This window comes from Sulfitobacter sp. THAF37 (genome assembly GCF_009363555.1).
Lineage (GTDB): Bacteria > Pseudomonadota > Alphaproteobacteria > Rhodobacterales > Rhodobacteraceae > Sulfitobacter.
On sequence record NZ_CP045372.1, the window covers coordinates 1033037 to 1056693 of the forward strand.

General features: G+C 61.8%; 22 protein-coding genes. 6 read left to right on the plus strand and 16 right to left on the minus strand.

Going from position 1 to position 23657, the window contains the following annotated elements; translation table 11 throughout:
• Nucleotides 1–29: 29 nt before the first annotated feature.
• The 5 genes from FIU94_RS05140 to FIU94_RS05160 all read right to left on the minus strand — a co-directional run bounded on the left by FIU94_RS05140 (nucleotide 30) and on the right by FIU94_RS05160 (nucleotide 6609).
• Entirely contained in the window at nucleotides 30–1859 is a 1830-nt protein-coding gene (locus FIU94_RS05140) for an ABC transporter ATP-binding protein (protein ID WP_152464754.1), read from the minus strand.
• Complete coding sequence (locus FIU94_RS05145) at nucleotides 1856–3703, minus strand: ABC transporter ATP-binding protein (RefSeq protein WP_152464755.1); 1848 nt, start codon at nucleotides 3701–3703, stop codon at nucleotides 1856–1858. Before FIU94_RS05145 ends, FIU94_RS05140 begins: the two co-directional genes overlap by 4 nt.
• 164 nt (nucleotides 3704–3867) lie before the next feature.
• A complete protein-coding gene (locus FIU94_RS05150) occupies nucleotides 3868–5046 on the minus strand; it encodes a CCA tRNA nucleotidyltransferase (protein WP_152464756.1) in 1179 nt (392 codons plus the stop codon).
• Nucleotides 5022–5621, minus strand: coding sequence for a CoA pyrophosphatase (locus tag FIU94_RS05155; protein WP_152464757.1), 600 nt, complete (start codon nucleotides 5619–5621; stop codon nucleotides 5022–5024). Before FIU94_RS05155 ends, FIU94_RS05150 begins: the two co-directional genes overlap by 25 nt.
• Nucleotides 5611–6609, minus strand: a complete 999-nt coding sequence (locus FIU94_RS05160; protein WP_152464758.1) for an Hsp33 family molecular chaperone HslO — start codon at nucleotides 6607–6609, stop codon at nucleotides 5611–5613. Before FIU94_RS05160 ends, FIU94_RS05155 begins: the two co-directional genes overlap by 11 nt.
• A gap of 76 nt (nucleotides 6610–6685) precedes the next feature.
• On the opposite strand from FIU94_RS05160, the gene FIU94_RS05165 reads away from it, so the two are divergent.
• On the plus strand, nucleotides 6686–7132 hold the full coding sequence (locus FIU94_RS05165) for an NUDIX domain-containing protein (protein WP_152464759.1): 447 nt from the start codon (nucleotides 6686–6688) through the stop codon (nucleotides 7130–7132).
• Nucleotides 7133–7139: 7 nt separating this feature from the next.
• Here FIU94_RS05165 and FIU94_RS05170 read toward each other — a convergent pair whose 3' ends face one another.
• Nucleotides 7140–8420 carry a PP2C family protein-serine/threonine phosphatase gene (locus FIU94_RS05170; RefSeq protein WP_152464760.1) on the minus strand — a complete coding sequence of 427 codons (1281 nt, stop codon included), beginning with the start codon at nucleotides 8418–8420 and terminating at the stop codon, nucleotides 7140–7142.
• A 150-nt stretch (nucleotides 8421–8570) separates the two neighbouring features.
• Between FIU94_RS05170 and FIU94_RS05175 the strand changes: the two genes are divergently transcribed.
• Complete coding sequence (locus FIU94_RS05175; protein ID WP_152464761.1) at nucleotides 8571–8915, plus strand: Hpt domain-containing protein; 345 nt, start codon at nucleotides 8571–8573, stop codon at nucleotides 8913–8915.
• An 11-nt stretch (nucleotides 8916–8926) separates the two neighbouring features.
• Here the strand turns inward: FIU94_RS05175 and ilvA are convergent, their stop codons facing one another.
• Nucleotides 8927–10159, minus strand: a complete 1233-nt coding sequence (gene ilvA / locus FIU94_RS05180; protein WP_152464762.1) for a threonine ammonia-lyase IlvA — start codon at nucleotides 10157–10159, stop codon at nucleotides 8927–8929.
• Nucleotides 10160–10287: 128 nt separating this feature from the next.
• On the opposite strand from ilvA, the gene FIU94_RS05185 reads away from it, so the two are divergent.
• The gene (locus tag FIU94_RS05185) at nucleotides 10288–11514 is read left to right on the plus strand and encodes an argininosuccinate synthase (RefSeq protein ID WP_152464763.1); all 1227 of its coding nucleotides are present in this window, start codon (nucleotides 10288–10290) and stop codon (nucleotides 11512–11514) included.
• Nucleotides 11515–11661: 147 nt separating this feature from the next.
• On the opposite strand, the gene FIU94_RS05190 is transcribed toward FIU94_RS05185, so the two are convergent.
• The 9 genes from FIU94_RS05190 to FIU94_RS05230 form a co-directional block, all read right to left on the minus strand.
• Nucleotides 11662–12075: a hypothetical protein gene (locus tag FIU94_RS05190; RefSeq protein ID WP_152464764.1), complete on the minus strand. Its 414-nt coding sequence runs from the start codon at nucleotides 12073–12075 to the stop codon at nucleotides 11662–11664.
• A gap of 71 nt (nucleotides 12076–12146) precedes the next feature.
• The gene (locus FIU94_RS05195; protein WP_152464765.1) at nucleotides 12147–12842 is read right to left on the minus strand and encodes an HAD family hydrolase; all 696 of its coding nucleotides are present in this window, start codon (nucleotides 12840–12842) and stop codon (nucleotides 12147–12149) included.
• 15 nt (nucleotides 12843–12857) lie between these two features.
• Nucleotides 12858–13976 (minus strand): aminotransferase class V-fold PLP-dependent enzyme, encoded by a 1119-nt coding sequence (locus tag FIU94_RS05200; RefSeq protein WP_152464766.1) that lies wholly within the window; start codon nucleotides 13974–13976, stop codon nucleotides 12858–12860.
• Nucleotides 13977–14014: 38 nt separating this feature from the next.
• Nucleotides 14015–14809 (minus strand): ATP-binding cassette domain-containing protein, encoded by a 795-nt coding sequence (locus tag FIU94_RS05205; RefSeq protein WP_152464767.1) that lies wholly within the window; start codon nucleotides 14807–14809, stop codon nucleotides 14015–14017.
• Nucleotides 14806–15675, minus strand: coding sequence for an ABC transporter ATP-binding protein (locus FIU94_RS05210; protein ID WP_152464768.1), 870 nt, complete (start codon nucleotides 15673–15675; stop codon nucleotides 14806–14808). Before FIU94_RS05210 ends, FIU94_RS05205 begins: the two co-directional genes overlap by 4 nt.
• Nucleotides 15672–16523, minus strand: coding sequence for an ABC transporter permease (locus FIU94_RS05215; protein WP_152464769.1), 852 nt, complete (start codon nucleotides 16521–16523; stop codon nucleotides 15672–15674). Before FIU94_RS05215 ends, FIU94_RS05210 begins: the two co-directional genes overlap by 4 nt.
• On the minus strand, nucleotides 16516–17526 hold the full coding sequence (locus tag FIU94_RS05220; RefSeq protein WP_152464770.1) for an ABC transporter permease: 1011 nt from the start codon (nucleotides 17524–17526) through the stop codon (nucleotides 16516–16518). Before FIU94_RS05220 ends, FIU94_RS05215 begins: the two co-directional genes overlap by 8 nt.
• Before the next feature lie 58 nt (nucleotides 17527–17584).
• Nucleotides 17585–19090, minus strand: coding sequence for an ABC transporter substrate-binding protein (locus FIU94_RS05225; protein WP_254702617.1), 1506 nt, complete (start codon nucleotides 19088–19090; stop codon nucleotides 17585–17587).
• A 53-nt stretch (nucleotides 19091–19143) separates the two neighbouring features.
• Nucleotides 19144–20712 (minus strand): NAD(P)/FAD-dependent oxidoreductase, encoded by a 1569-nt coding sequence (locus FIU94_RS05230; RefSeq protein WP_152464772.1) that lies wholly within the window; start codon nucleotides 20710–20712, stop codon nucleotides 19144–19146.
• 110 nt (nucleotides 20713–20822) lie between these two features.
• Between FIU94_RS05230 and FIU94_RS05235 the strand changes: the two genes are divergently transcribed.
• The 3 genes from FIU94_RS05235 to FIU94_RS05245 are packed head-to-tail and all read left to right on the plus strand — an operon-like array spanning nucleotide 20823 to nucleotide 23653.
• On the plus strand, nucleotides 20823–21614 hold the full coding sequence (locus tag FIU94_RS05235) for a cyclase family protein (protein ID WP_152464773.1): 792 nt from the start codon (nucleotides 20823–20825) through the stop codon (nucleotides 21612–21614).
• 3 nt (nucleotides 21615–21617) lie between these two features.
• On the plus strand, nucleotides 21618–23180 hold the full coding sequence (locus FIU94_RS05240) for an NAD(P)/FAD-dependent oxidoreductase (protein WP_152464774.1): 1563 nt from the start codon (nucleotides 21618–21620) through the stop codon (nucleotides 23178–23180).
• Nucleotides 23177–23653 carry a MarR family winged helix-turn-helix transcriptional regulator gene (locus FIU94_RS05245; protein ID WP_152464775.1) on the plus strand — a complete coding sequence of 159 codons (477 nt, stop codon included), beginning with the start codon at nucleotides 23177–23179 and terminating at the stop codon, nucleotides 23651–23653. Before FIU94_RS05240 ends, FIU94_RS05245 begins: the two co-directional genes overlap by 4 nt.
• Nucleotides 23654–23657: the final 4 nt, after the last annotated feature.

Below are 23657 nucleotides of genomic sequence, written 5' to 3' on the forward strand. Positions count from 1 at the left end.
TACCCCCTGCGCGCGGCAGGAAAAAGAGGTTATTCCGCCGCCTCCAGGTCGAGAAAGCCGCCCGATTGCCGGTGCCAGTAGCGCGCATAGAGACCGTCTGCGGCCAACAGGCTTTCGTGGGTCCCCTGTTCGACCACCCGTCCCCCGTCCATGACGATGATCCGGTCCATGTCGGTCAGGGTGGACAGGCGGTGCGCCACGGCCAGTACCGTCTTGCCCTCCATCACCCGCGCCAGTGCCGACTGGATCGAGGCTTCGACCTCGCTGTCCAGCGCACTGGTCGCCTCGTCCAGGATCAGGATCGGCGCATCCTTCAGAATTGCCCGCGCCAGCGCGATCCGCTGACGCTGGCCGCCTGACAGTTTGACGCCCCTTTCGCCCAGATGCGCATCATAGCCCGCGCGGCCCTTGTGGTCCTTCATGTTCTCGATGAAGTCATGCGCCTCGGCCTTGCGGGCCGCCGCGATCACCTCTTCGAAGGTGGCGTCGGGCTTGCCGTAACGGATGTTGTCGAACGCTGAGCGATTGAACATCGCAGTCTCCTGCGTGACCATGCCGATCTGCCTGCGCAGGCTTTCCTGCGTCACCCGGGAAATGTCCTGTCCGTCGATCAGAATATGGCCCTTTTCCAAGGTATAGAGCCGCAAAAGCAGTGAAACCAGGCTCGACTTCCCCGCACCGGATGCACCCACGACACCCAGCTTTTCCCCGGGCGCGATGGTCAGGTCCATGTGTTCGACCCCGCCTTCGCCCCGTCCGTAAGTATAGCGCACATCGTCGAAGACGATGCCGCCCTCGGGGACCTCCAGTTCCGTCGCGTCGGGGGCGTCCAGAAGGGTCTGCGCCGGCGTCAGTGTCCGCATCCCGTCCTCCACCTCGCCCACATTGGCGTAAAGCGTCATCAACGTGAAACTGACCCATCCCGTCATCTGCGCCAACCGCAGCGAAACGGCACCCGTCGCGGCGATGTCGCCCGCAGTCACCAGACCAAGAGACCAATACCACAGCGCCCCGCCCACCAGCAGCACCGGCAGCAGACCTGCGATGGTCATCAACCAAAAGCGGAAGGACACGCTGACTTTGCCAAATGCGATCCCCGTGTCGCGGAAACGGCTCATCGACCCCAGCGCCGCGCGGTCTTCGTGGTCGGCGTGGGCAAACAGCTTGACGGTCTTGATGTTGGTAATGGTGTCGACGACCTGTCCCGTCACCATCGCACGCGCGGCAGCCCGCGCCTTGGACCGGGCCCGCACGCGCGGCATATAGCGCCGGATCAGGTAGACGTAGCCGACCATCCAGACGACCAGCCCCAGCGCGATCCGCCAATCGACGGTGCCCAGCAGCATCACCGCCCCGACAAAGGACGCCAATGCGAAAAGGACCGTGTGGATCATCTCGATCACCACATCGGTCAGGGCGCGGCCTGTCTGCATTTCCTTTTGCGAAATACGCCCGGCGAAATCGTTGTCAAAGAAGGACACCGCCTGACCCAGTGTGTAGCGGTGCAATCGCGACAGCACGAGGTTGAAGACATTGGGCCCGATTACGATGGACTGCATGAAAGAACTGGCACCGAAGATCGCCGGACGCAGGATCACGAAGAACGCCAGTGACAGCAGCAATACCCCGGTCTGATCCTGGAACACCGTCCCCGCGTCGGACGCCAGCGCGGCATCCACCACCTTGCCCAGGATCAGCGCCGCCATCACCTCGACCACCCCGGCGATGATCGACAGGATACCTGCGGTGGTCAGCGCCGGACCGGACCCCTTGAGCGTCCAGCGGAAAAACCCCAGCAGGTGCTGGGGGGGCGGGCTGTCACTTTTCGAGAACGGGTCTATCCAATCGGCAAGTCTCACTCGGGGGTCTCTTCCATATCCATCGCCAAGAAGCCGCCAGACTGGCGGCCCCAAAAATCAGCATATAGTCCGCCCCGCGCCAAAAGCGCATCATGGGTTCCGTCTTCGACAATATCGCCTTGATCCAGAACGATAATCCGATCCATTTCGGCAATCGTGGACAGCCGGTGCGCAATCGCGATCACGGTCTTGCCGGCCATCATGCCATATAGCGTTTCCTGGATCGCCGCCTCCACCTCGCTGTCGAGTGCGCTGGTCGCCTCGTCCAAGAGCAGGATCGGTGCGTCCTTCAGGATCACCCGCGCCAGCGTTATCCGCTGCCGCTGCCCGCCAGACAGCTTCACACCACGCTCGCCCACGCGCGAATCGTAACCGGTCCGCCCTTCCGGGTCGCTAAGGTCCAGGATGAAATCATGCGCCTGCGCCTGCTTTGACGCTGCGATCATCTGTTCTTCAGTCGCGTCGGGATTGCCGTATTTGATGTTGTCCCGCACCGAACGGTGCAGCAGGGAACTGTCCTGCTGAACCATGCCGATCTGTCTGCGCAGGCTGTCCTGCCGCACCTTCGTCATGTCCTGTCCGTCGATCAGGATCCGCCCCGATTCCGGGTCGTAGAACCGCAGCAGCAGCTTCACCAGGGTCGATTTTCCCGCACCGGACCGACCCACAAGGCCGATCCGCTCACCGGGCTTGATCGTCAGCGAAATGTTGTTCAGTCCACCCGATGTCCGACCGTAGTGGTGGGAAAGCCCCTGAATCTCGATCTTGCCCTCCGTCAGACGCAACGGTTCGGCATCCCTGTGGTCCGTCAGCGTCACGGGCTGCGCAATGGTTTCCATCCCTTCCGCGACCACGCCAAGCTCCCGGAAGAACGACGACAGCGCCCACATGATCCAACCGGTCATGGAGTTCAGTCGCAGTGTCAGCGCCGCAGCCGCCGCAACAACGCCGACGCTGGCCTCGCCCGCCATCCACAGCGCCATGGCCCAGCCCACAACACCGACAATCAGAAGGCCATTCAAGGTCACAAGGACAACGTCCATGATGGTAAACAGCCGCATTTCCTTCTGGAAAGTGCGGCGCGAGTTCTCGATCGCCTCCTTGGCAAACCCGACTTCCAGGTCGTGATGGGCGAACATCTTGACCGAATGGATGTTCGTATAGGCATCCACCACCCGGCCAGTCACCATGGACCGCGCGTCCGACGCCGCCTTGGATGCCGGACCGATGCGCGTGACCGTCCATTTGACCAGCGCGGCATACAGCGCGAACCAGACCAGAAGGGGGATCAACAGCCGCCAGTCGGAGGTCGACAGCAGGATCGCGGCGCCGATCATGTAGGCCAGCGCATAGGACATCGCATCGAAAGCCTGAAACACCACCTCGCCCGCCGCGGGCGGTGTCTGCATGATCCGGTTGGCGATCCGACCGGCAAAATCGTTCTCGAACCAGCCCACGGACTGGCGCAGCACATGGCGGTGCGCCCGCCACCGGATCAGCGTGCCAAAGTTCGGCAGAATGGTATTGTTCAGCAAGGCCACGTCAAAACCCTGCAGGATGGGCCGGAGCAGAAGCACAAAGATCGCGACGCAGATCAGCTCCGTCCCGTGGTCGGCCCACATCTGCGCTGGGTCCTTGTCGAGCAGGTCCACGAGACGACCCATGTAATAGATCAGCCCGATCTCGATCGCGGCAACCACGACGGACATGAAGGCGGTCAGCAGGAATATCCGTTTGAATGGCACGGCGTAGTCCCGCAGGAACGGCCATAGCTTGCTTGGGGGGGTATCCGTCTCTTCGTAAGAGACATACGGGTCGACGAGATTCTCAAAAAAACGAAACATGGCAGGGCCTCGGGGCAAGGACGAAAAATGTACCGGCCCGCGGCGCGCGCCAGTCAGGAAATCGGTTACGACAGCGTCAGCTGAACCAGATCCCGCGGTACATTTTACAACCCTCCAATTCGATGCATTTACACGTATTCGAAACGGCCCATTCTGTCGAGACCTCAAAATGTACCAAGCAATTCTTCGCGGCTCAGGACGAAGCCCGAGGCGATCCAGGCCCGCTCCAGTGCGTCGAGCCGGGCCCCCAGGGCGGCTCCCTGATAATCTGGCATGAGGTCCCGGGCGGAAACTGGAAATTGCGCTTGCGTGCCGGTCTCGATCGTCTCTGACCAGCCGCTTTCGGGTGGCGCGCCATTCAATGCGCAGCGCATCAGCATCGCCTGTTCGGCGATCTCGCGTCCGTGGCGGTAGGCGACTTCGGCCAGCGGCGGCCCCGACCACCCCACTTCGGACAAGAGCGCCATGTGCCGCGTAGTCGCCTTGCTGAGCCTCAGCCGCGCAGCGATGTCATCTCCGCCCAGCGCGGCCAGTCGTCCCCGCCAGTCCGGTGTGATGCGGCATTCCGTTTCCAGATGCACGTAGGGGGCAAGGAACCTGTCGTCGCTACCGGGCAACACCGCCGCCAGAACCCCGACCTCCCGCATGGCCGCAACGGCCGCCGACGGATCCGGCGCAGCCAGCAGCTTGGACATTTCCTGCCCCACACGCTCTGCCGAAAGCGTCTCTAACCCGCCGATATTCATAGCAATGCTGGCCAGGGTGTCGGCATCGAACCCGGCCTGCCGATCTGCATAATAGGCCCAGAACCGGAAATACCTCAGGATACGCAGGTAATCTTCCCGGATCCGTGCGTCGGGATCCTGAATGAAACGAACCCGCCGCGCCAGAAGATCAGCCATCCCCCCAAGCGGATCAACAACAAGGCCCTGCGGCGTGGCATAAAGGGCATTCATGGTAAAATCCCGCCGCAGCGCATCGTCCGCGATGTCCCGCGAAAAGGCCACGACCGCCCGCCGCCCATCCGTCTTCACGTCCCGGCGAAAGGTAGTGACCTCAAACGGTCTGCCATCCTGCACAACCGTCACTGTGCCGTGGTCGATCCCCGTAGGGACGGCGCGCATCCCGGCGGCTTCGACAGCCTTTATGGTTTCGTCGGGCGTGGCATCGGTGGCCATGTCCACATCGCTTGCCGGGGCATGCAGCAGCGCGTTGCGCACGCAGCCACCGACAAAATAGACGGCAAAACCGGCCTCCTGCATCGCACGGCAGACCGCCTGCGCGGCGGGGTCCGTCAGCCAGGCGGTGCCGGCCGGAATCAGGTGTTCATCCGCTCTGTCCATTCGCGCAACATACGCGCTGTTGCGCCCCAAATGTAATAGGGTCCGTAGGGCACAGTAAAGTAATGGCGCAACGACCCGCGCCAGCGGCGCGACTGCACCCGGTAGTTGGCCGGGTCCAGTACATGAGCCAGCGGGACGGGAAACACCTCCGCGACTTCGCCAGGTTCGGGGACAATATCGAATCTGTCTCTGACTAGGCCGATAACGGGGGTCACGGCAAAACTGGTGACAGTGGAATGCAGCGGCAGAGTGCCCAGAACCTCGACATTTTCAGGGTGCAGGCCGATCTCCTCATGCGCCTCACGCAGGGCCGCTGCGATGCTGTCGGCGTCGCCGGGGTCCTGCTTGCCACCGGGAAATGCGATCTGTCCGGGATGATGCTTGAGCGCGGAGGAGCGTTTGGTGAGCAGCAGCTCAAGCCGGTCGTTCACCACCTGGATCGGGGCAAGCACACCCGCCGGGCGCGACACGCGGTCCGCAGGCAGCACGACTTCGGGGTTGAGGTCGAAATCCGATGTGACCGCGCCCGGATCGCGCAGGGCGTCACGGATGCGGTCGATCTGGTCAGCTTTCACTGCGTGCTTCCGCCTCGAAGCCGACGGTGGCCGGGTCAAGTTCGTAGTGCGCGCCGCAGAATTGACAGTCCGCGGTCACGATCCCTTCGTCCGTGGTCATCTTTTCGATGTCGCGTGCCGAGTAGATGGACAGGCTCTGCCGTACCTTGTCTTCCGAGCAGCTGCAGCCGAAGCGAACCGCCTGTGCGTCGAAAACCCGGGGCTGTTCCTCGTGAAACAGCCGCAACAACAGATCCGTCGGCGGAACGCTGGGCCCGATCAATTCCAGGTCTTCGACCGTGTCGAGCAGGATATTCACGCGGTTCCAGTTCTCTTCGTCTTCGCCGTGTACGAGGTCCTGCGCCTGCAACACCTCACCCGACCCCTCGCCCTTGGCGGCAAAAGGTGACGCCTTGGGCATGTGCTGCAGCATCACGCCGCCCCCACGCCAATGTTCCGCCTCCTCCGGGCCGGAAGATCGGCCAAAGCTGAGAGAGAACCGTGTCGGCAGCTGCTCTGACTGCGCAAAATATGCTTCGGCGCAGGACGCAATCGAACTGCCGCTCAAGGGCGTGATCCCCTGGTAGGGTGTCATCCCCTTGCCCTGGTCGATCATGATTGCAAAATAGCCCTCGCCGACCTGATCGAAGGGTGCGGAATCCGTCAGCCTGTCCCTGTCAAAGCTTGCATAGGCTCTGATACGGGCCGATTTGCCTTCCGCCTCGGGCGCGTAATAATCGGTGGCGATCATCCGCACCGCCCCTTTCGATTGCACCTGAAGCGACAGCTTCCACCGCAATTTGACGGTCTGGCCGATCAGCGCCGTCAGCAATGCCATCTCTGCCACCAGCGCCTCGACCTGCGGCGGATAGTTGTGCTGGCTCAGAACCCCTTCCAGCACACCATCCAGCCGGGCGACACGTCCCCGAATGTTCGAATGGTCCAACTGAAACGGCAATACGCTGTCGTCCCAGGCGATCTTGTTTCCTGGCAGAGAGGGAGAGGTCATGGGGTTTCCTTGTCGCGGGTCGCTTGGCATACCGCGTCTATATAGGCGCGGCAAGCCGGTGATAAAGGGGACGGTCATGATCAGACGAATGGGAACGCCACCGCAAAGAAACGTGACCTATCGGTTGCGGCCCGGCGCCTATGCCATTTTGCCACTCAAGAACCGGTTCCTGATGACCGCGCAGATAACACCTGAAATCGACGTTCAACTGCCCGGTGGCGGGATTGATCCGGGCGAATCGCCCCTGCAGGCCCTGCACCGCGAAGTGCAGGAGGAAGTAGGCTGGCGCATCGCGGCGCCGCGCAGGCTGGGCGCTTTCCGGCGTTTCGTCTATATGCCGGAATACGATCTCTGGGCCGAAAAGCTTTGCGCGGTATACGTCGCCCGCCCCGTCCGCCGTATTGCAGAGCCGATCGAGCCGGACCATGTCACTTTGGTGCTGTCCGCCTCAGAATGTGAGGAAAGCCTGGGCAATGATGGCGACCGGATGATGTTCCGGCGATACCTCGGGCTGCGCAGCTAGGCCACCCCTACCCCGTCGCGGGGTCGTTGCGCTGGAACATGATCCCGGACAGATCATCGGGAAAATCGGACGCGCCGGCAAACTCCGACAGCTTCCACAACAAGCCTGACAGAAAGGCCTCGTCGTGCATGCCACCCAGGCTGTCGACGATGGCGGTCAGCCCCTCCTCCCCCAGCATTTTTCCAGACGCATCGGGGCACTCCGTAAACCCGTCCGACAGGATCAACAGCCGATCCCCCGGCGCCATCTGGATGTCGAACTGCTGGTAGGAAGCGCCGCTCATCAACCCCACAGGGAAACCCCCGGTGCCGAACTGTTCGATCTCGCCGGTGTTTCTGCGGATCAACGGATGCGGATGCCCCGCCTGGGCGATCTGAACAAGCCCGCTGTCCAGGTCCACATTTGCCAGCATCAAGGTAAAATAATGCTCGGTATCCATCTCGTTCAAGACAAGCTCGTTGATGGCATGAATGGCCTCTGCGGGTGGACGCGGGATCAAATCGCCCCATTTATCCCGTGTCAGAGCCACATTCTGCTCGGGGCTGGCCGACGACAGGTAGCCCGCCAGTCGCGCCGTCATCAACGCCGAGCTGATCCCGTGCCCTGACACGTCGATCCCAAACAGCCCCAGCTTGCGCGGCCCCGCTTCAAAGAATCCGACCAGGTCGCCGCCGACGTGTCCGCTGGACCTCAGCATCAGTGACAGCGTGCCACCGCGAAATATCCGATGCCGCTCTGGCAACAGGGATTGCTGCAGCTTCTTGGCCTCCTGCAGGTCCTTGTCCAGTGAATCGTAGAGGTTCTGAAGCTCGGTCAATGTCTCGCGGATCACGTGGTTACTGCGTGCGAGTTCGCGCTGGATGTCGATGATGCGTTCGCCTGCCTGGATGCGCGCACGCAATTCGTCAAAATCCACCGGTTTCGACAGGAAATCATCCGCGCCGGAGTGCAGCCCTACCGCCACCTCCGCCTTTTCACGCTTGGAGGTTAACAGGATGAAATAGGCATAGCGATCGCCGGATAGCTCCCGAAACGCCCGGCATAGATCCAGCCCGTTCATGCCCGGCATCATCCAGTCGCTGAGCACCATGTCGGGAAAGCTCTGCCCACTCTGGCGCAGCGCCTCTTCGCCCGAGGCCGCTTCGATCACGTCGTATCCCCATTTCGCCAACTTCCCGGTCAAGAGCCGCCGCTGAAGACGACTGTCATCGACGACAAGGATACGGGTCCTGGCATCGGTGCGGTCGGGCTGCAACCTGTTGGGCTGGATCGCGGTGAAATTGCGCATGTTGGCCGTGTGTTTGGAGTCTGAGCATGAACCGTTACAGCGATAGAGGTTAAGCGCCGCTGAAAGTTAAAAACCGCATCAATCCGCGCCGGAGCACGGCAGTATTTCTTAACCCTTGCGCGGGAACATTGTCGGCACGGGAGGTGCGGCATGATTGATTGGCAGCAGGTGACGACATTGCGCGACGACGTCGGGCCAGAGGATTTTGACGAGATCGTCGCGCGTTTTCTGCAAGAGGCGAATGAAACGACCCGGAAGCTTGCCGCGGCCTGCGACCCCCATCGGCTTGAGGAAGACCTTCATTCGCTCAAGGGCAACGCGCTGAACCTCGGCTTTTCCGCACTGTCCGATCTGTGCCAACGGGGGGAAATATCTGCGGCAGGGGGCACTCTTGACCCTGATGACCTGGGGCAGATTCTGTCGTGCTATGATGCATCCAGACAGAGCTTTCTTGACTGGTACGGCGCCAGCGGGGCAGCACAGACCGAATTCTAGGGTTCCAGACCTCAGATCACGAATTGCGCCAGCGTTTCGTCGTTGGTGATGTCGGTATAGGTGAACCCCGCCTCGTCGATACGCTGAAACATCGCTTGAAAATTCTCGGGCTTGTCCGTCTCGATCCCGATCAGGACAGAACCGAAGTTGCGCGCCGATTTCTTCATGTATTCGAACCGTGTGATGTTGTCGGCGGGGCCGAGCCGGTCCAGGAAATCGCGCAGGGCACCGGGGCGCTGCGGCAGTCGGAGGATGAAATACTTCTTCAGCCCCGCATATCGTTGCGCACGTTCCTTGACCTCGGGCAGCCTTTCGAAATCGAAATTGCCACCAGAAGCGATGCAGACCACGGTCTTGCCCCTGATCCGATCGGTCAGATCGCCCAGCGCCTCGATCGCCATCGCTCCTGCGGGTTCCAGCACGATCCCCTCGACATTGAGCATCTCGACGATCGTCTGGCAAATGCGGTCCTCGGGCAAATCCATGACGTCATCAGGTGACACATCCGACAGCCGCGCAAAGGTGCGCGCGCCAATTCGGGCCACCGCCGCCCCGTCGACAAATGAGTTGATCGGCGACACATCCACCGGCTTGCCCTCAGCCAGGGCAGCGGCAAGGCTCTTGGCGCCAGAGGGTTCGACAAAGGTATAGGCGCAATCCGTACCGAAATAGCTGCGCGTACCGGCGGACAGACCGCCACCCCCGACCGGCAGGATGATACGGTCCGGCACCCGGCCCAGCTCCTGCTCTATCTCGACTGCAACCGAGGCCTGCCCCTCGATCACATCCTCGTCGTCGAAGGGCGACAGGAAATGTGCGCCTTCCTGGGCGCAGAATGCCTGCGCGGCGGTCAGCGTCTTGTCAAAGTAGTCGCCCACCAGCCGCACCTCGACACTGTCGCACCCGAACATCCTGGTCTTGAGGATCTTTTGCTCCGGCGTGGTCACGGGCATGAAGATTACGCCGCGCACCCCGAAGTACCGGCACATGAAGGCAACCCCCTGCGCATGATTGCCCGCCGAGGCGCAGACGAACAGCCCCTGGTCCGGAATGGCCTTGCGCATCGCATTGAAAGCGCCGCGCAGCTTGTAAGAGCGGACCGGGCTCAGGTCCTCGCGCTTGAGCCAGATGTCCGCATCAAAGCGCGCCGACAGCAATTCGTTTCTCAAAAGCGGGGTCGGAGGAAACACCTGACGCATTTTTGCGGTGGCAAGGGTCGCCATCGCCTGGAAGTTCTCTGTCATGTCATCTGTCTCCGGCCTGCGTCCCAATTCGATATGCGCGCTGGCGGCACAGGTCAACGCGGCAGGCCGATCTTGCCCGCGCCCGGAAAACCCGGTACCTCGCCATGCAAGTCAGAAAGGAACAACCCATGTCCGCGCCCAAGAAAGTCGTGCTCGCCTATTCCGGCGGCCTTGATACCTCGATCATCCTCAAATGGCTTCAGACCGAATACGGCTGCGAGGTTGTCACCTTCACCGCCGATCTCGGCCAGGGCGAGGAACTGGAACCCGCCCGCAAGAAGGCTGAACTGCTCGGCATCAAACCCGAGAATATCTACATCGAGGACGTCCGCGAAGAATTCGTCCGCGACTTTGTTTTCCCGATGTTCCGCGCCAATGCGCTTTATGAGGGGCTTTACCTGCTCGGGACCTCCATCGCGCGGCCCCTGATTTCGAAACGTCTGGTTGAAATCGCGGCCGAGACCGGTGCCGATGCCGTCGCCCACGGCGCGACCGGAAAAGGCAACGACCAGGTCCGTTTCGAACTGGCAGCCTATGCGCTGAACCCTGAAATCAAAGTCATCGCGCCCTGGCGTGAATGGGATCTTGGCAGCCGGACCAAACTGCTGGAATTCGCCGAGGCAAACCAGATTCCGATTGCCAAAGACAAGCGGGGCGAGGCGCCGTTCTCTGTCGATGCGAACCTGCTGCACACGTCGTCCGAGGGCAAGGTGCTGGAAGATCCAGCCGACGAAATGCCCGATTACGTCCTTCAGCGGATTACACGGCCCGAGGATGCCCCGGACGAGCCCGAGATGGTTGAAATTACCTTCGAAAAGGGTGACGCCGTCGCGATCAATGGCAAAGAGATGAGCCCGGCCACCATCCTCACGAAGCTCAACGAGCTGGGCGGCAAACACGGGGTTGGCATTCTCGACCTCGTCGAAAACCGCTTCGTGGGTATGAAATCCCGTGGTATCTACGAGACCCCCGGCGGCACGGTCCTGTTGGAGGCGCACCGCGGGATCGAACAGATCACGGTGGATTCCGGTTCCGGCCATCTCAAGGACAGCCTGATGCCGCGATACGCCGAACTGATCTACAACGGCTTCTGGTTCTCACCAGAGCGCGAAATGCTTCAGGCCGCCATCGACAAGAGCCAGGAACACGTCAGCGGCACCGTGCGTGTAAAGCTGTACAAGGGCTCGGTCCGCACCGTCGCCCGCTGGTCCGATCACAGCCTTTATTCCGAAGCGCATGTCACCTTCGAAGACGACGCAGGCGCCTACGACCAAAAGGACGCCGCTGGGTTCATCCAGCTGAACGCATTGCGCCTGAAACTGCTGGCTGCCCGCGACAAGCGCGTGAAGGGCTGACCCTTGCCGCTTTGACGGGTGTGGCGGCGTTTCAACCACCGATAGCCTGCAGGCATGAAAAAGGGCCCGGATCTGATGACCCGGGCCCGTCACTCATTACGGCACTCTTTAAAGTACAATAACCGGAAACTCGTTACGCGACTCGTATCACTCGGCGGTCACAACCTTCATGACGAGGTTGCCATCCGGCTTGATCGGTCCGTCTTCGGTGGCGCCGAGCGTGTATTCGAATACGCCCGTTTCCATGCCACCTGCTTCGGAGTGAACCATCAGCATCAGCATGTCGCCCGATGCGACCTCTTCCTGAAGGATCGCTGCGACATCCATGTTCTCGCCACCGCGCAGGGGGGCGTAACCTACAACAGGTCCCGGCTTCATGTCGGCATCGGTGCGGTGCACCACCAGCCAACCGTTCTCACCGGCCACGACCTTGTCCGCGCTGACAATACCGTTCGACACATCCTGATCGGATGCCTCGACCATCGGCGTGGCATGCGCTGCGGCAAAAGCCACACCTGCGGTCAGGCTTAGTGCAACAATTGAACTCGTGACATACTTCATTTTCGTCTCCCTATCGCTGTGTGTCCGAAGCTACGGTGGGGGAGTTGCAGAAGTTTCACGAAAACTGAGTTTTATTTTCCGAGCCGCTGATTCCACAATTTTTCGTAGTGCGGCATGGCCCTTTCGGCGAGCTTGGCCTGATCGGGGTCAAGCGCGGGCAACGGCCCCTCGGCCCCGGCAAAGCCCGTGCTCTGATGAACCGCACCGTACCAGTGGCTGGCCCAGATGCCGTCTTCGACCCGCGCACCGGCGGGCCAATTCAGCATCGCGGGATCAAACGGCAGGCCAATCGCGTCACAAAGCCCGCGCAACGCCTTTTCCGGATCGGCACGAATGTCGTTGCTGTCGATCACCAGGCCTCCGACCTGATCGAACAGCCGGGCCTGCTGGACATAACCGATGTCGTCCAGCGTCAGCGTGCCCCGCTTGGCCGCATAGCTGGCAATGACCCGCGCCGGATGGCGCAACAAGTGAACATGCACGCACCCGTCGGCCCAGTCCATCGGAACGCCCGGCAGCATATGGTGCGGCATATGCTTCATATAAAGGTGCGGCGCGCCGTTGCTCTTGCAGGCTTCCGCCACCTTCAGCGGGTCGCGTTCATGATGCGCGATAATCTCGTCCCGCATCGGATGATCCAGCCCGGTCCGTTCGAGGTAAACCGCGTAGAATGGTTCGTCCATGATCGCGAAATCGGCCCGTGCGCCGAAACTGTACATCATCGCCGTGCTCAGGTTGCGCGGCCCGGACCACATCGCGATGCGCATCGGTTCAATCCTGTCTCAGGTCAGTGCCGCAATCCCGTCAAACAGGCGCGCGACATGAGTATCGTTCGTCATGGCTCCGGGCGAAATGCGAAGGATACGCCCCCTGGCATCTACGTGAACGGCTCTGTCCCGCAGCCCGTCCACGAGTTTGACAGGATCACTGTCCGTCGGCAATTGCAACATGACCGAACCACCCCGGCTGCTTTCCTGTGCCGGGCTGGCCAGGGGCAGCTTCATGTCCTGCGCACCTTCGATGACCAGCCGGGTCAGGGCGCGGTTCTGGTCCAGCAGCCCGGTCTGCGCGGCATGCCATTTCAGCGCCGGGATCGACCCGAGGCAGGCCAGCACGGATGGCGTGCCATGATCGAACCGGCGCGCATCGGGGGCGTAATCGAATTCGTCGAGGTCCCATGCAAAGGGATTCTCCTGCGAGAACCAGCCGCGCAATTCCGGTGCGCACCGCTCGATCAACGCCTTGCGCATCTGGATGATGCCCCCCCCGGGCGTTCCGCAAAGCCATTTGAGCGACGTCGACACCACGAAATCCACCGGCGTGTCGGCGACCGAGAACGGCACGATTCCAACGCCCTGGGTCAGATCCAGCCCGACGATCGAGCCCATGCGCGCGCCATGCGCGCGCAATGCGTCGACATCACAGCGATGGGACGCCGTCGACGTGACGAACGTCAGCAACGCCAGTCCAACCTCCGGCCCCCACGCCGCGATCATGTCCTCGTCACGGACCCAGAATTCCCCCTGTCGCACCGGCACGGTTTCCAGGGTATATCCCAGCCGGTCCGCCATGCCGTTCAGCAGGAAATGCAGTGAGGGAAAGCAATCCGCCCCCACCAGCACCTTGCGGCCCCGCAGATGTTCGGCGGGCAACCCCCCCAGAACGGAGAACAGCGCCGTCGTCACATTCTCAGAGGAGGTCAGTGTATCCTCTGGCGCGTCGATCACGTTCCGCCACAGGTGCAGAAACTCCGCCCGCGCCGTCAGCACCCGCGGCCATTGCGCATCGTCAGGCCGGCCCCAGTCCTCCGCGAAGACCGAAAGGGCGGCTGCCATATCCTCTGCCTTGCCGGGATACTGGCCGATGGAATGGTACAGAAAATAGGCAGGATCAGCGGTCATATCAGTCTCTAATCAGGTGGTTTCGGAGAGATTTTTGGTCATAGCCACTTCTGGAATGGATCCGGCAGGGGAATGGCCTGCAACAGCTCCTGCGTATAGCGTGCCTGCGGCGCGTCGAACAGGGCCGCCGTCTCGGCCTCTTCCACGATGACGCCCTGGCGCAGAACGATCACACGATCACACAGACGCCGGATCACCGACAGATCATGACTGATGAAGGCCAGCGTGAGGCCAAGATCCCGCACCAGTTCTTCCAGCAGGTTCAGCACCTGCGCCTGCGACGACACATCCAGCCCGGAAACGATTTCGTCAGCCAGGATGAAGTCTGGGCGCAGGGCAATGGCACGCGCGATCCCGACCCGCTGGCGCTGACCACCCGACAATTCGTGCGGATAGCGTCCGGCAAAATGAAGGGGAAGACCCACCATATCCAGTGCCTCGTCCACGCGGCCTCGTATCCCGTCGAAACCGTGCAACCGAAGCGGCCCCGCGATGATGCCCCCGACCCGCCGCCGCGGGTTGAGTGACGACATCGGGTCCTGGAATATCATCTGAAACCGCCGCCGCAGCGGGCGCAGCGCGGTTTCGCTTAGATGCGTGATGGTCTGTCCATCGAATACGATCTCACCCCCGGTCGGCTCCAGCAAACGCAACATGGCGCGACCCAATGTCGATTTGCCCGAACCGGAGCCGCCGACGATCCCGACCACGGCGCCCTTGGGGATGTCAAAGGTCAGCCCCTTCAGGATCTCTATCCGTGGCGTTGGCCCCAACAACGGTTTGCGCGTCATGTCGGGCAGGGACAGGTGCAGGTCCTTGATCTGGTAGATCATCGCGCGCGCCTCGCGTCGTGTTCGGCGACTTCGGCCTCGACCGCGGCAATCACATCCCGGGACACCGGCGCGAGACTGCCCTTCGGGTCGGTATAGGTCGGCGTCGCCGCCAGCAGCGCCGCGGAGTAGGGATGGATCGGCCGCATGAAGAAACGCTGCATTCGTGCGTTTTCAACCACTTTGCCTGCGTAGAGCACGCTCAACGTATCGCAGACCTTTGAGACGACCCCCAGATCATGCGTCACGAACAGCAACGCGGTGCCGTGCCGGGTCTGCATCTCAGAGATCAGGCGGATGATCTGCTTTTGCACCGTGACGTCCAGCGCCGTCGTCGGCTCGTCCGCGATGATCAGCCGGGGTTCCGCAGCAAAGGCGGAGGCGATCAGTATGCGCTGCCGCATGCCGCCAGACAGTTCGTGCGGGTAGGTGCGCATCACCCGTGCGGGGTCGGGAATATGCACCTCTTCCAGCAGGTCAAGCGCGCGGGCTTCGGCGGCCTTGCGGCTCCAGCCCAGGATATCCACCAGCCTTCGGGTGATCTGTGGTCCGATCCGCTTTGACGGGTTCAGGGCGGTCAGCGGGTCCTGCGGGATCAACGCAGCCGTGGCGCCGATGCGCCTGCGCCGCTCGGCGGCGGACAGGGCCATCAGGTTTGTCCCGTCCAGCCAGATCTCGCCTCCCGTCACCTCCAGTGCGCGGGGCAAGGTGCCCAGCACCGCCTTGCCGATCATCGACTTGCCCGCGCCGGATTCACCCACCAACCCGTGCACCTGCCCGGCGGCGACCTCCTGCGAAACCGCACGCAGTATGGGCGCGCCGTTTTTCAGGCGCACCGTCAGATTGCGGATGGACAGAAAACCGGTCATCTCAGCACCGGATCGAAGCGGTCCTTCAACCCCTCGCCCAGTTGGGAAAAGCTGAGCACCGTCAGAAACAGCGCGATCAGCGGAAAGACCAGCACCCACCATGCCTGGTGCACCGATGTTCGGCCCTCGGCGATCATGCCGCCCCAGGTCGGGCTATCGGTCGAGATCGACAGGTTCACAAAGGACAGGATCGCCTCAACGATGACGGCAATACCCATCTCCAGCGTCAACAGGGCCAGAACGGTCGGCAGCACGTTGGGCAGGATCTCTGTCAGCATGGTGCCCAGCTGCCCGCGTCCTGCAACCTGCGCGGAGGCGACGTAGTCCATCGCGCCCTGGCTCATCGCCTCGGCCCGGACCACCCGGGCAAAACGCGTCCAGTCGATCACCACGATGGCGATGATGATCGACCACAGCCCCGGCCCCAGCACGGCGATCAGCAGGATCGCGAAAAGCACCGGCGGAAAGGCCATCCAGATGTCTACGAAACGGCTGATGATCCGGTCCGGCCAGCCGCGATAATACCCTGCAATCAATCCCAGCGTCGCGCCGATGATACAGGTCAGCGTCCCGGCGACAAGCGCCACCACCAACGCGAGCCGCGCGCCGTACAGCATGCGGGACAGGACGTCCCGGCCCAGCGAATCCGTGCCCAGCCAATAGCCCGGCTCTGTCCCCGCCTGCCAGAATGGGGGCAGCCGACCCAGGAACAGGTCCTGCATGAGCGGGTCCTTGGGGGCAATCCAGGGCGCAAACACCGCCGCCAGTATCAGCAGGGACAACCAGCCGCCCGAAAGCCACAACCGCGCCCCGATCGGGCGGCGCACATCGCCTCGCGCATCACGCATGGCGCAACCTCGGGTTCAGGACGACGTACAGCATATCGACGGCGAGATTGACGAGAGTGAACAGCAGCGCGAAGAGGATCACGATCCCCTGTATCAGGGGCAAATCCCGGTTGATCACCGCGTCAATGGCCATATTGCCAAGCCCCTCGTAGCTGAAAAGGCGTTCGATGATTACGGTCCCGCCGATCAGAAAGGTAAACTGTACTCCCACCAGTGTCAGTGTCGGCAGGATCGCGTTCGGCAGGGCCTCTCGAATGATCACATGGTTCTCGGCGTATCCCTTTGTCCGCGCCAGCGTCACGTAATCGAGGTGCATGGTCTCTTTCAGCGACTGCTTCAACAGTTGCGAGATGATCGCCGCGAGCGGAATCGCCAGCGCCAGCGCCGGCATGAACATATGGGCGGCCAGATCGGCGATAACGTCGAAGCGCAACCGCGCGATGGCTTCGAACAGGTAGAAGTTGGTGCTGAAATCGATGTTGAGCGAAGGCGAGATGCGTCCCGAGATGTGGAAAACGGGCCAGAGCACCCCGAACAGCAGGATCAGGACCAGCCCCCACAGGAAATCCGGAATGGACAGGGCCATGCCCGCGGTAACATCCACCGCTCCTTCGGCCGTGCCGTCCCGAAACCGCGTGCCGATCAACGCCATGGTCCCACCCATCGCCACCGCCAAGAGCAGGGCGACGAAAGACAGCTCCAACGTGGCGGGAAGCCGATTCAGAACCAGCGTCGAAACCGGTTGCCGCAACGAAATCGACGTGCCGAAATCGCCTTGCAGCACACCGCTGAACCAGATGATGAACTGGCCGAAAATCGACTTGTCGAAACCGTACTGGGCCTCAAGCCGGGCAATGTCGGCATCGGTCGCCCCGGGCGGCAGCATCATGGCGATGGGGTTGCCCGGCACGACGCGGATGACGACAAACACGATCACCGCCACGCCGAACAGCGTGATGGCGGTGGTCAGCAACCGCAGGAAGATGGTGCGCAGAAATGCCATTCAAACCCGAAAAAAGGGGTGGGGCCGCGCAGACGACCCCACCAGTCAGGGAGAGCCGTCAGGCCCGCTTCATCAGGTGCGGCAGCAGCGCGCCCGACCGGTGCGGTGTTACCTTGACACCCGACACCGACAGGATCGGTTGAACATACTGCAGCAGCGGGATGACCTCGGCATTCTCGGCGACCAGGCGATCCACGCCTTTCCACCCTTCGATGCGTTTCTCCTCGTCCGCTTCAGCCCAAAGCGGAAGAATGGCATCGAAGGTTTCCTGCCCGTCCCAGACCGAGTGCGGAGAGGGGCCGAACATGGCGAACCCGGTCGAAGTGGTCGGGTCGCCAACCGAATTGCCCCAGTTGTAGAACGCAGCAGGGGCCAATGTATCCGCAGCGCGCAGTTCATAGTGTTTGGCGATCTCGTAAACTTCGATCTCGGCTTCGATACCGACCCGCCGCCAGAGACCGACGATGGCCTGAACCATCTCGTAATCCTTTGGCTTGAAGCCGCGGGTGGTCTGGATCTTGAACTTTACCGGGTTGTCGGGACCGTAGCCGCTTTCGGCCAGAAGCTGCTTGGACAACTCGGGGTCGTAGGGAACCTTGATCGTCTCGTCGTAGGCAACGTAATCCGGTGTCTGCAGGGTGTCGATCGGGATACCGTAACCGGACAGCAGCCGTTCGATGATCAGCGGCTTGTCGATCGCATGGGCCGCCGCCTTGCGGACATTGGGGTCGGTCATCACGTCGATGTCGTTGAGAAAGATCATACCGATGTCCGAAACCGGCTCGGCCACGCCGTCGATCCCGTCCTTTGCCTTCAACCGGTCGAATTCCTCATAGGGCACTTCAAGCGTCACATGAGAATTGCCTGACTCTATCTCGGCCACGCGGCTGGCGGCATCGGTCACGAACTTGATCGTCACCGTCTTGAACTCCGGCGCACCGCCCCAGTAGTTTTCGTTGGCCTTCAACCGGACGAAGGCGTTGCGCTCGAACCGGTCGACCATGTAGGGGCCGGTACCGATCGGTGCCTCCTCGAATCCTTCGGCTCCCACTTCCTCGTAGTACTTCTTGGGCAGAACATAGCCGGTGAGAAAGCTCATCCACTTGAAGAAGGTGGGTTCATATTCTTTCACATCCGCGGTGACGCGGTTGCCGTCGGCGACGATGTTCTCGACCTTGCCCCAGATGAACTGGATCGGGTTGCCGGTATCCGGGTTCGCCGCCCGTTGCAGCGACCACGCGACATCCTCTGCGGTGAAGGGATCGCCGTTGTGCCAGGTGACGCCCTCGCGCACATCCATCCACAGCTTGGTATTGTCCTCGTTCCAGCCCCAGTCGGTGATCAGGCCGGGACCAAACGACAGGTCCGGTTCCTGGTGAATGTACAGATCGTACACGGATTGGTAGATCCCCTGGATCGTCGGGTTGACCGCCGAAGGCCCGACCGTGGGATCCCAGCTGGGCAGGTTGACGTTATAGGCGATCACCAGTTCCTCGATCTCCTGCGCAAAGCTGGGCAGGCCGATGGTGGCAAAAGCGGCAGCCGCCGCCGAAGACTTGAGCAAGCTTCTTCTTGAAAGTGACATTGTTGTTCCCCTGTTGATCTGGATTTTTCCAGTTAGTTTCCGGCAAGTTTTCTGGCCAGGAGGGTGCCGGGCCCTGCCCCTGTGCCGCCACCGGGCCAGACTGCGGCGCCGGTGAGATAAAGATTTCGGATTGGAGTCGTCCCGTCGGCATAGCCACGCGCCGGACGGTTGATGAAATGCTGATGCAGATGATGGCTGCCGCAGACCTGATCGCCGCCCACAAGGTTCGGATTGTCCGCCTCGAACATGTCGGGTGTTACGACATGTTTTCCGATGATGTGGTCGCGCGTTCCGGGGGCGTAACGCTCCAGGATATCAAGGGCGCGGTCTGCAAAGGGCTCTGCCGTATCCTGCCAGTTTCTGGCATCAATGCCGCCAGCCGCGTCACCCCTGATCTGCCCCGGTGCCATGCGGACCTGAAGCCACAGGATATGTTTGCCCTCCGGCGCACGCGACGGGTCGACCACTGTTGGCTGACCGCAGACGATCACCGGTTCGTCCGGCAGCAACCCCGCCTTGGCCTGGGCATAGGTGCGTGCCATCTGGTCCATCGACGGTGCCAGATGCACATAGGCAAATCGTTTCAGCTCGGGCGCAGGCCACTCCGGCAATTGATCCAAAGCCAGATGGATCATCATCGTACCCGGCGCGTGCTGGAACGTCTCCATCGCCCGTTCGTGGCGTGGATCGCCCGTCCCGCCCGTCAGCCTGAGCAACCCCGCTGGCGAGACATTGGCGATCACCGCCTTTTCGGCGCGCACCACTGTCTCGTCAGCCAGCACGACGCCAATCGCACGCCCCCCTGCCTGTTCGATATGACGGACCTCAGCACCGCAGGTGACTGACCCGCCTCGCGCCTCTATCATCGAGATCATGGCACCGGTAATCGTGTCTGCACCGCCTTGTCCCAGCACCATGCCAAACGCCTGACCGGCCATCGCCTCAAGGTAGGGGAACACCGCGCCGCCCGCGATGTCAGGGGCGAAATCAAGATGCATCCCCCATGCCGCCAGCGTCGCCTTGACCTGATCGTGTTCGAAGGTCTGGTCCAGCCAGGCCCGGGGCGACGTCATCAGGAACCGCGCGAGGTCCAGCGCGCCGGGGCTGCCGCGCTTCCACATGGTCTTGCCCATGAGCATGCCCAGCGCCCGCATGTTCATCGGACTGCCCAGCACGCCAAGGATCGCTTCGGCATCGGCTGGAAAGCTCTCGGTCAGGCGCTTCCATGCCTCTGCATCCGCCTGGGAAAAACCGCGTATCCGCGCGGTGGTCAGCGCCGCGTCGTTCGACACACCCAGCCAGCGCCCATCGGGAAAGAGACTGGCAAAGGGGTTGGCGGTCGGTGCAAAGGAAAGCCCGTGTTTCGCCAGTTCGGCCCCATGTTGCTGGTGAAACGCTGACCCCGCGAACAGCGACAGGTTCATCGCCGCCCAGTCGTGGCGAAAGCCCGGCAACGTGTACTCTCCTGTCTTGACCGCACCGCCGGGCACCGCGTTCTGTTCATAGACCGCAACCTTCCAGCCGCGCGCCGCGAGGTGGCACGCGCAAGCGAGACTGTTGTGACCAGCCCCTATGATAATCGCGTCGGGATTCTCAGCCATTTGGTCTGCGCTCCTTGAACAAGATAATTGCAAACGCATGTAATTTTGTCTAGCATTGATTCATCTACTATAGCGTGAAGCCAATCACGCAGATCCAGGGAGACGATCAAATGAATGCAACTGATGTTGTAAGCAACCTAGGGGCGATGCTGGCCTCTGGCGGTGTCGAGGTGGTGGATTGCACCGGCATTCTGGGGCCCAACACACCCATTCTGCAACTGCCGCCGGACTTTGCCAAGAACACGCCAAAAGTCGAAATTCACAAGATTTCGGAGTATGACGACGACGGCCCGTTCTTTGCCTGGAACTGGATGGTGCTGGGTGAACATACGGGCACCCACTTCGATGCTCCGCACCATTGGGTCACAGGCAAGGACCACGCGGACGGCTATACCGACAAACTGGACGTCCAGCGCCTGATCGCGCCGGTCAACGTGATCGACTGCTCCAAGGAAGCGGCCGAGGACGAGGATTTCCTTCTGACCGCCGACCATATCAAGGAATGGGAAAAAGAGCACGGAGAGATCAAGGAAGGCGAATGGGTCGTGATGCGCACCGATTGGGATTCGCGCGCGGATGACGAGGGGAGATTCCTCAACGCCGACGAAAATGGCCCGCACAGCCCCGGCCCGACCCCGGAAGCGATCGAATATCTGCTGGGCAAGAAGATTGTCGGCTGGGGAACCCAGTGCATCGGCACCGATGCCGGCCAGGCCGGCGGGATGGAACCGCCCTTCCCCGCGCATAACTTTCTGCACCGGGACAATTGTTTTGGCCTCGCATCCCTGGCCAACCTGTCCAAGCTGCCGGCAAAGGGCGCCGTGCTGATCGCTGCGCCACTGAAGATCGAAAACGGCACAGGCAGCCCGATCCGTGCGCTGGCACTTGTACCCAAGGGTTAAGGGGTGGCGACGGTCGATCATCTGATCATCGGATCGGGTATCAACGCCCTGGTCGCGGCGGCCATGCTGTCGCGGAAAGGCGACAGTGTGTTGATGATCGAACGCGAAGACCGGATCGGGGGCTGCATGTTCACCTCCGATCAGGTCACGCTGCCGGGGTATCATCACGATGTCATGGCGGCGACATTCGTTCTGTTCCTGACCGGGCCAGCCTATGGCGCACTGGGCGAAGACCTGGCAAACCACGGGCTGGAGTTCTGCCATATCTCGCACCCGACCGCCGTTCTCAGGCCGGACGGCAGCGCGCTGACCCTCACAATGGACCGCGACAGCAACATCAGGACCTTCAACAGCCGTGGCGCAGGTGATGGTGATCAACATGGCGCGGATGTGGGAAAGGTCGAAGAGGACGCAGCGTTCCTGTTCGCCCTTCTGGGTCAACCGCTCTGGTCCGGAAAAACGGCTCTGTTACTGGCAAAACAGGCATGGAAGCGGGGTCTTGGCCCGCTCAAGACCTGGTTCGGGGAAGCGTTGGAGCCGACCCGCGGCTGGCTTGAGACGCGCTATCAAAGCGCCGATGTGCAGGCTCTCTGGGCGCCGTGGGTGCTGCACGTCGGCCTGACGCCCGAAGCCAGCTACAGCGGTCAGATGACCCGCGTGATCGCATTTGCGCTGGAGGCCGCGGGCGCGCCCGTGGTCAAGGGCGGCGCGGGACAGGCCGCTGCCGCATTCTTGTCTCTGATAAAGGCGAATGGCGGCGAAGTCCGCACCGGGGTGGAGGCCGCCAGCATCCTTACAGAGGGCGGCAAGGCCATCGGTGTGCGCACCATGCAAGGCGAGGAACTGTTGGCCCGCAATGTGATCGCCAGCACGGCGCCCGGCCAGCTTTACGGCGATCTGCTCAAGGCGGAAACACTGCCCGAACCGACAAAGAAGTTTCGACATGGCCGGGGCAATTTCCAGCTCCACTATGCGCTTGACGGACCCATAGAATGGGATGCCGAAGGGCTGGAGGATGTCGCGCTGATCCACCTCGCTGACGGGATAGATTCAGTGTCCAAGTCCAGCAACGAGGCGGAACGGGGCATGTTGCCGGAAACGCCAACGATCTGCGTCGGGCAACCTCACCGGCTGGACCCGACCCGCTGCCCCGAGGGCAAGGCCATCCTGTGGCTGCAAATCCCCGATGCGCCCCGCGTGATCAAGGGCGACGCGGCGGCAGAGATCGACACCACCCCCGACTGGACCGAGACCATGCGTGAAGCCTACGCCGACCGCATCGAAGGCATCCTGAAACGACACATCCAGAACTGGGATGCCATCCGGCTCGAACGCAGGGCCTATTCCCCTGCGGATCTTGAAGGCATGAACATCAACCTCGTTGGCGGCGACCCCTATGGCGGTGCCTGCACAATCGACCAGTTCTTTGTCTGGCGCCCCTACGCCACGCAGTCTAACAACGCCACGCCGATCAAGGGGTTGTACCATATCGGTGCATCGACCCATCCCGGTCCCGGCCTGGGCGGCGGTTCGGGCTTCAACATTGCGAAAGGTCTGGGCGCATGAAGCAACAGGACACGGAAAAGGACGCGCTCCGACTGGGTGAAATGGGTCTGGAGAATTTCGCCCCCTACCTGATGAATCGCATAATTGGCCGATACAATGCCTCCCTTTCATCCGAAATGGCGGAACTGGGGCTGACGACCCCGCAGATGCGGTCTCTGGCGGTGCTGTCCGTCATTGACGGAATTCTAATCCGCGAACTTGCGGTCTATGCCGTCGTGCAACAATCGACACTCAGCCGCGCCCTGGACGCGCTGGCAGTCTCCGGCCTGGTCCGCCGCGAGACGGACGAGAAAGACAGCCGCGCCACACGGGTGTTCCTGACGGACGCGGGACGCGAAGCCTACGACAGGCTATGGCCCCATATGTCCGCCTCTTATGAGGCGATGTTCAAGGGGATCAGCCCGGCCGAGCAGCGCAACTTTGTCGCCACGCTCCAGACCATGCTGCGCAACATACGGAAACACGACTTTTAAGAGG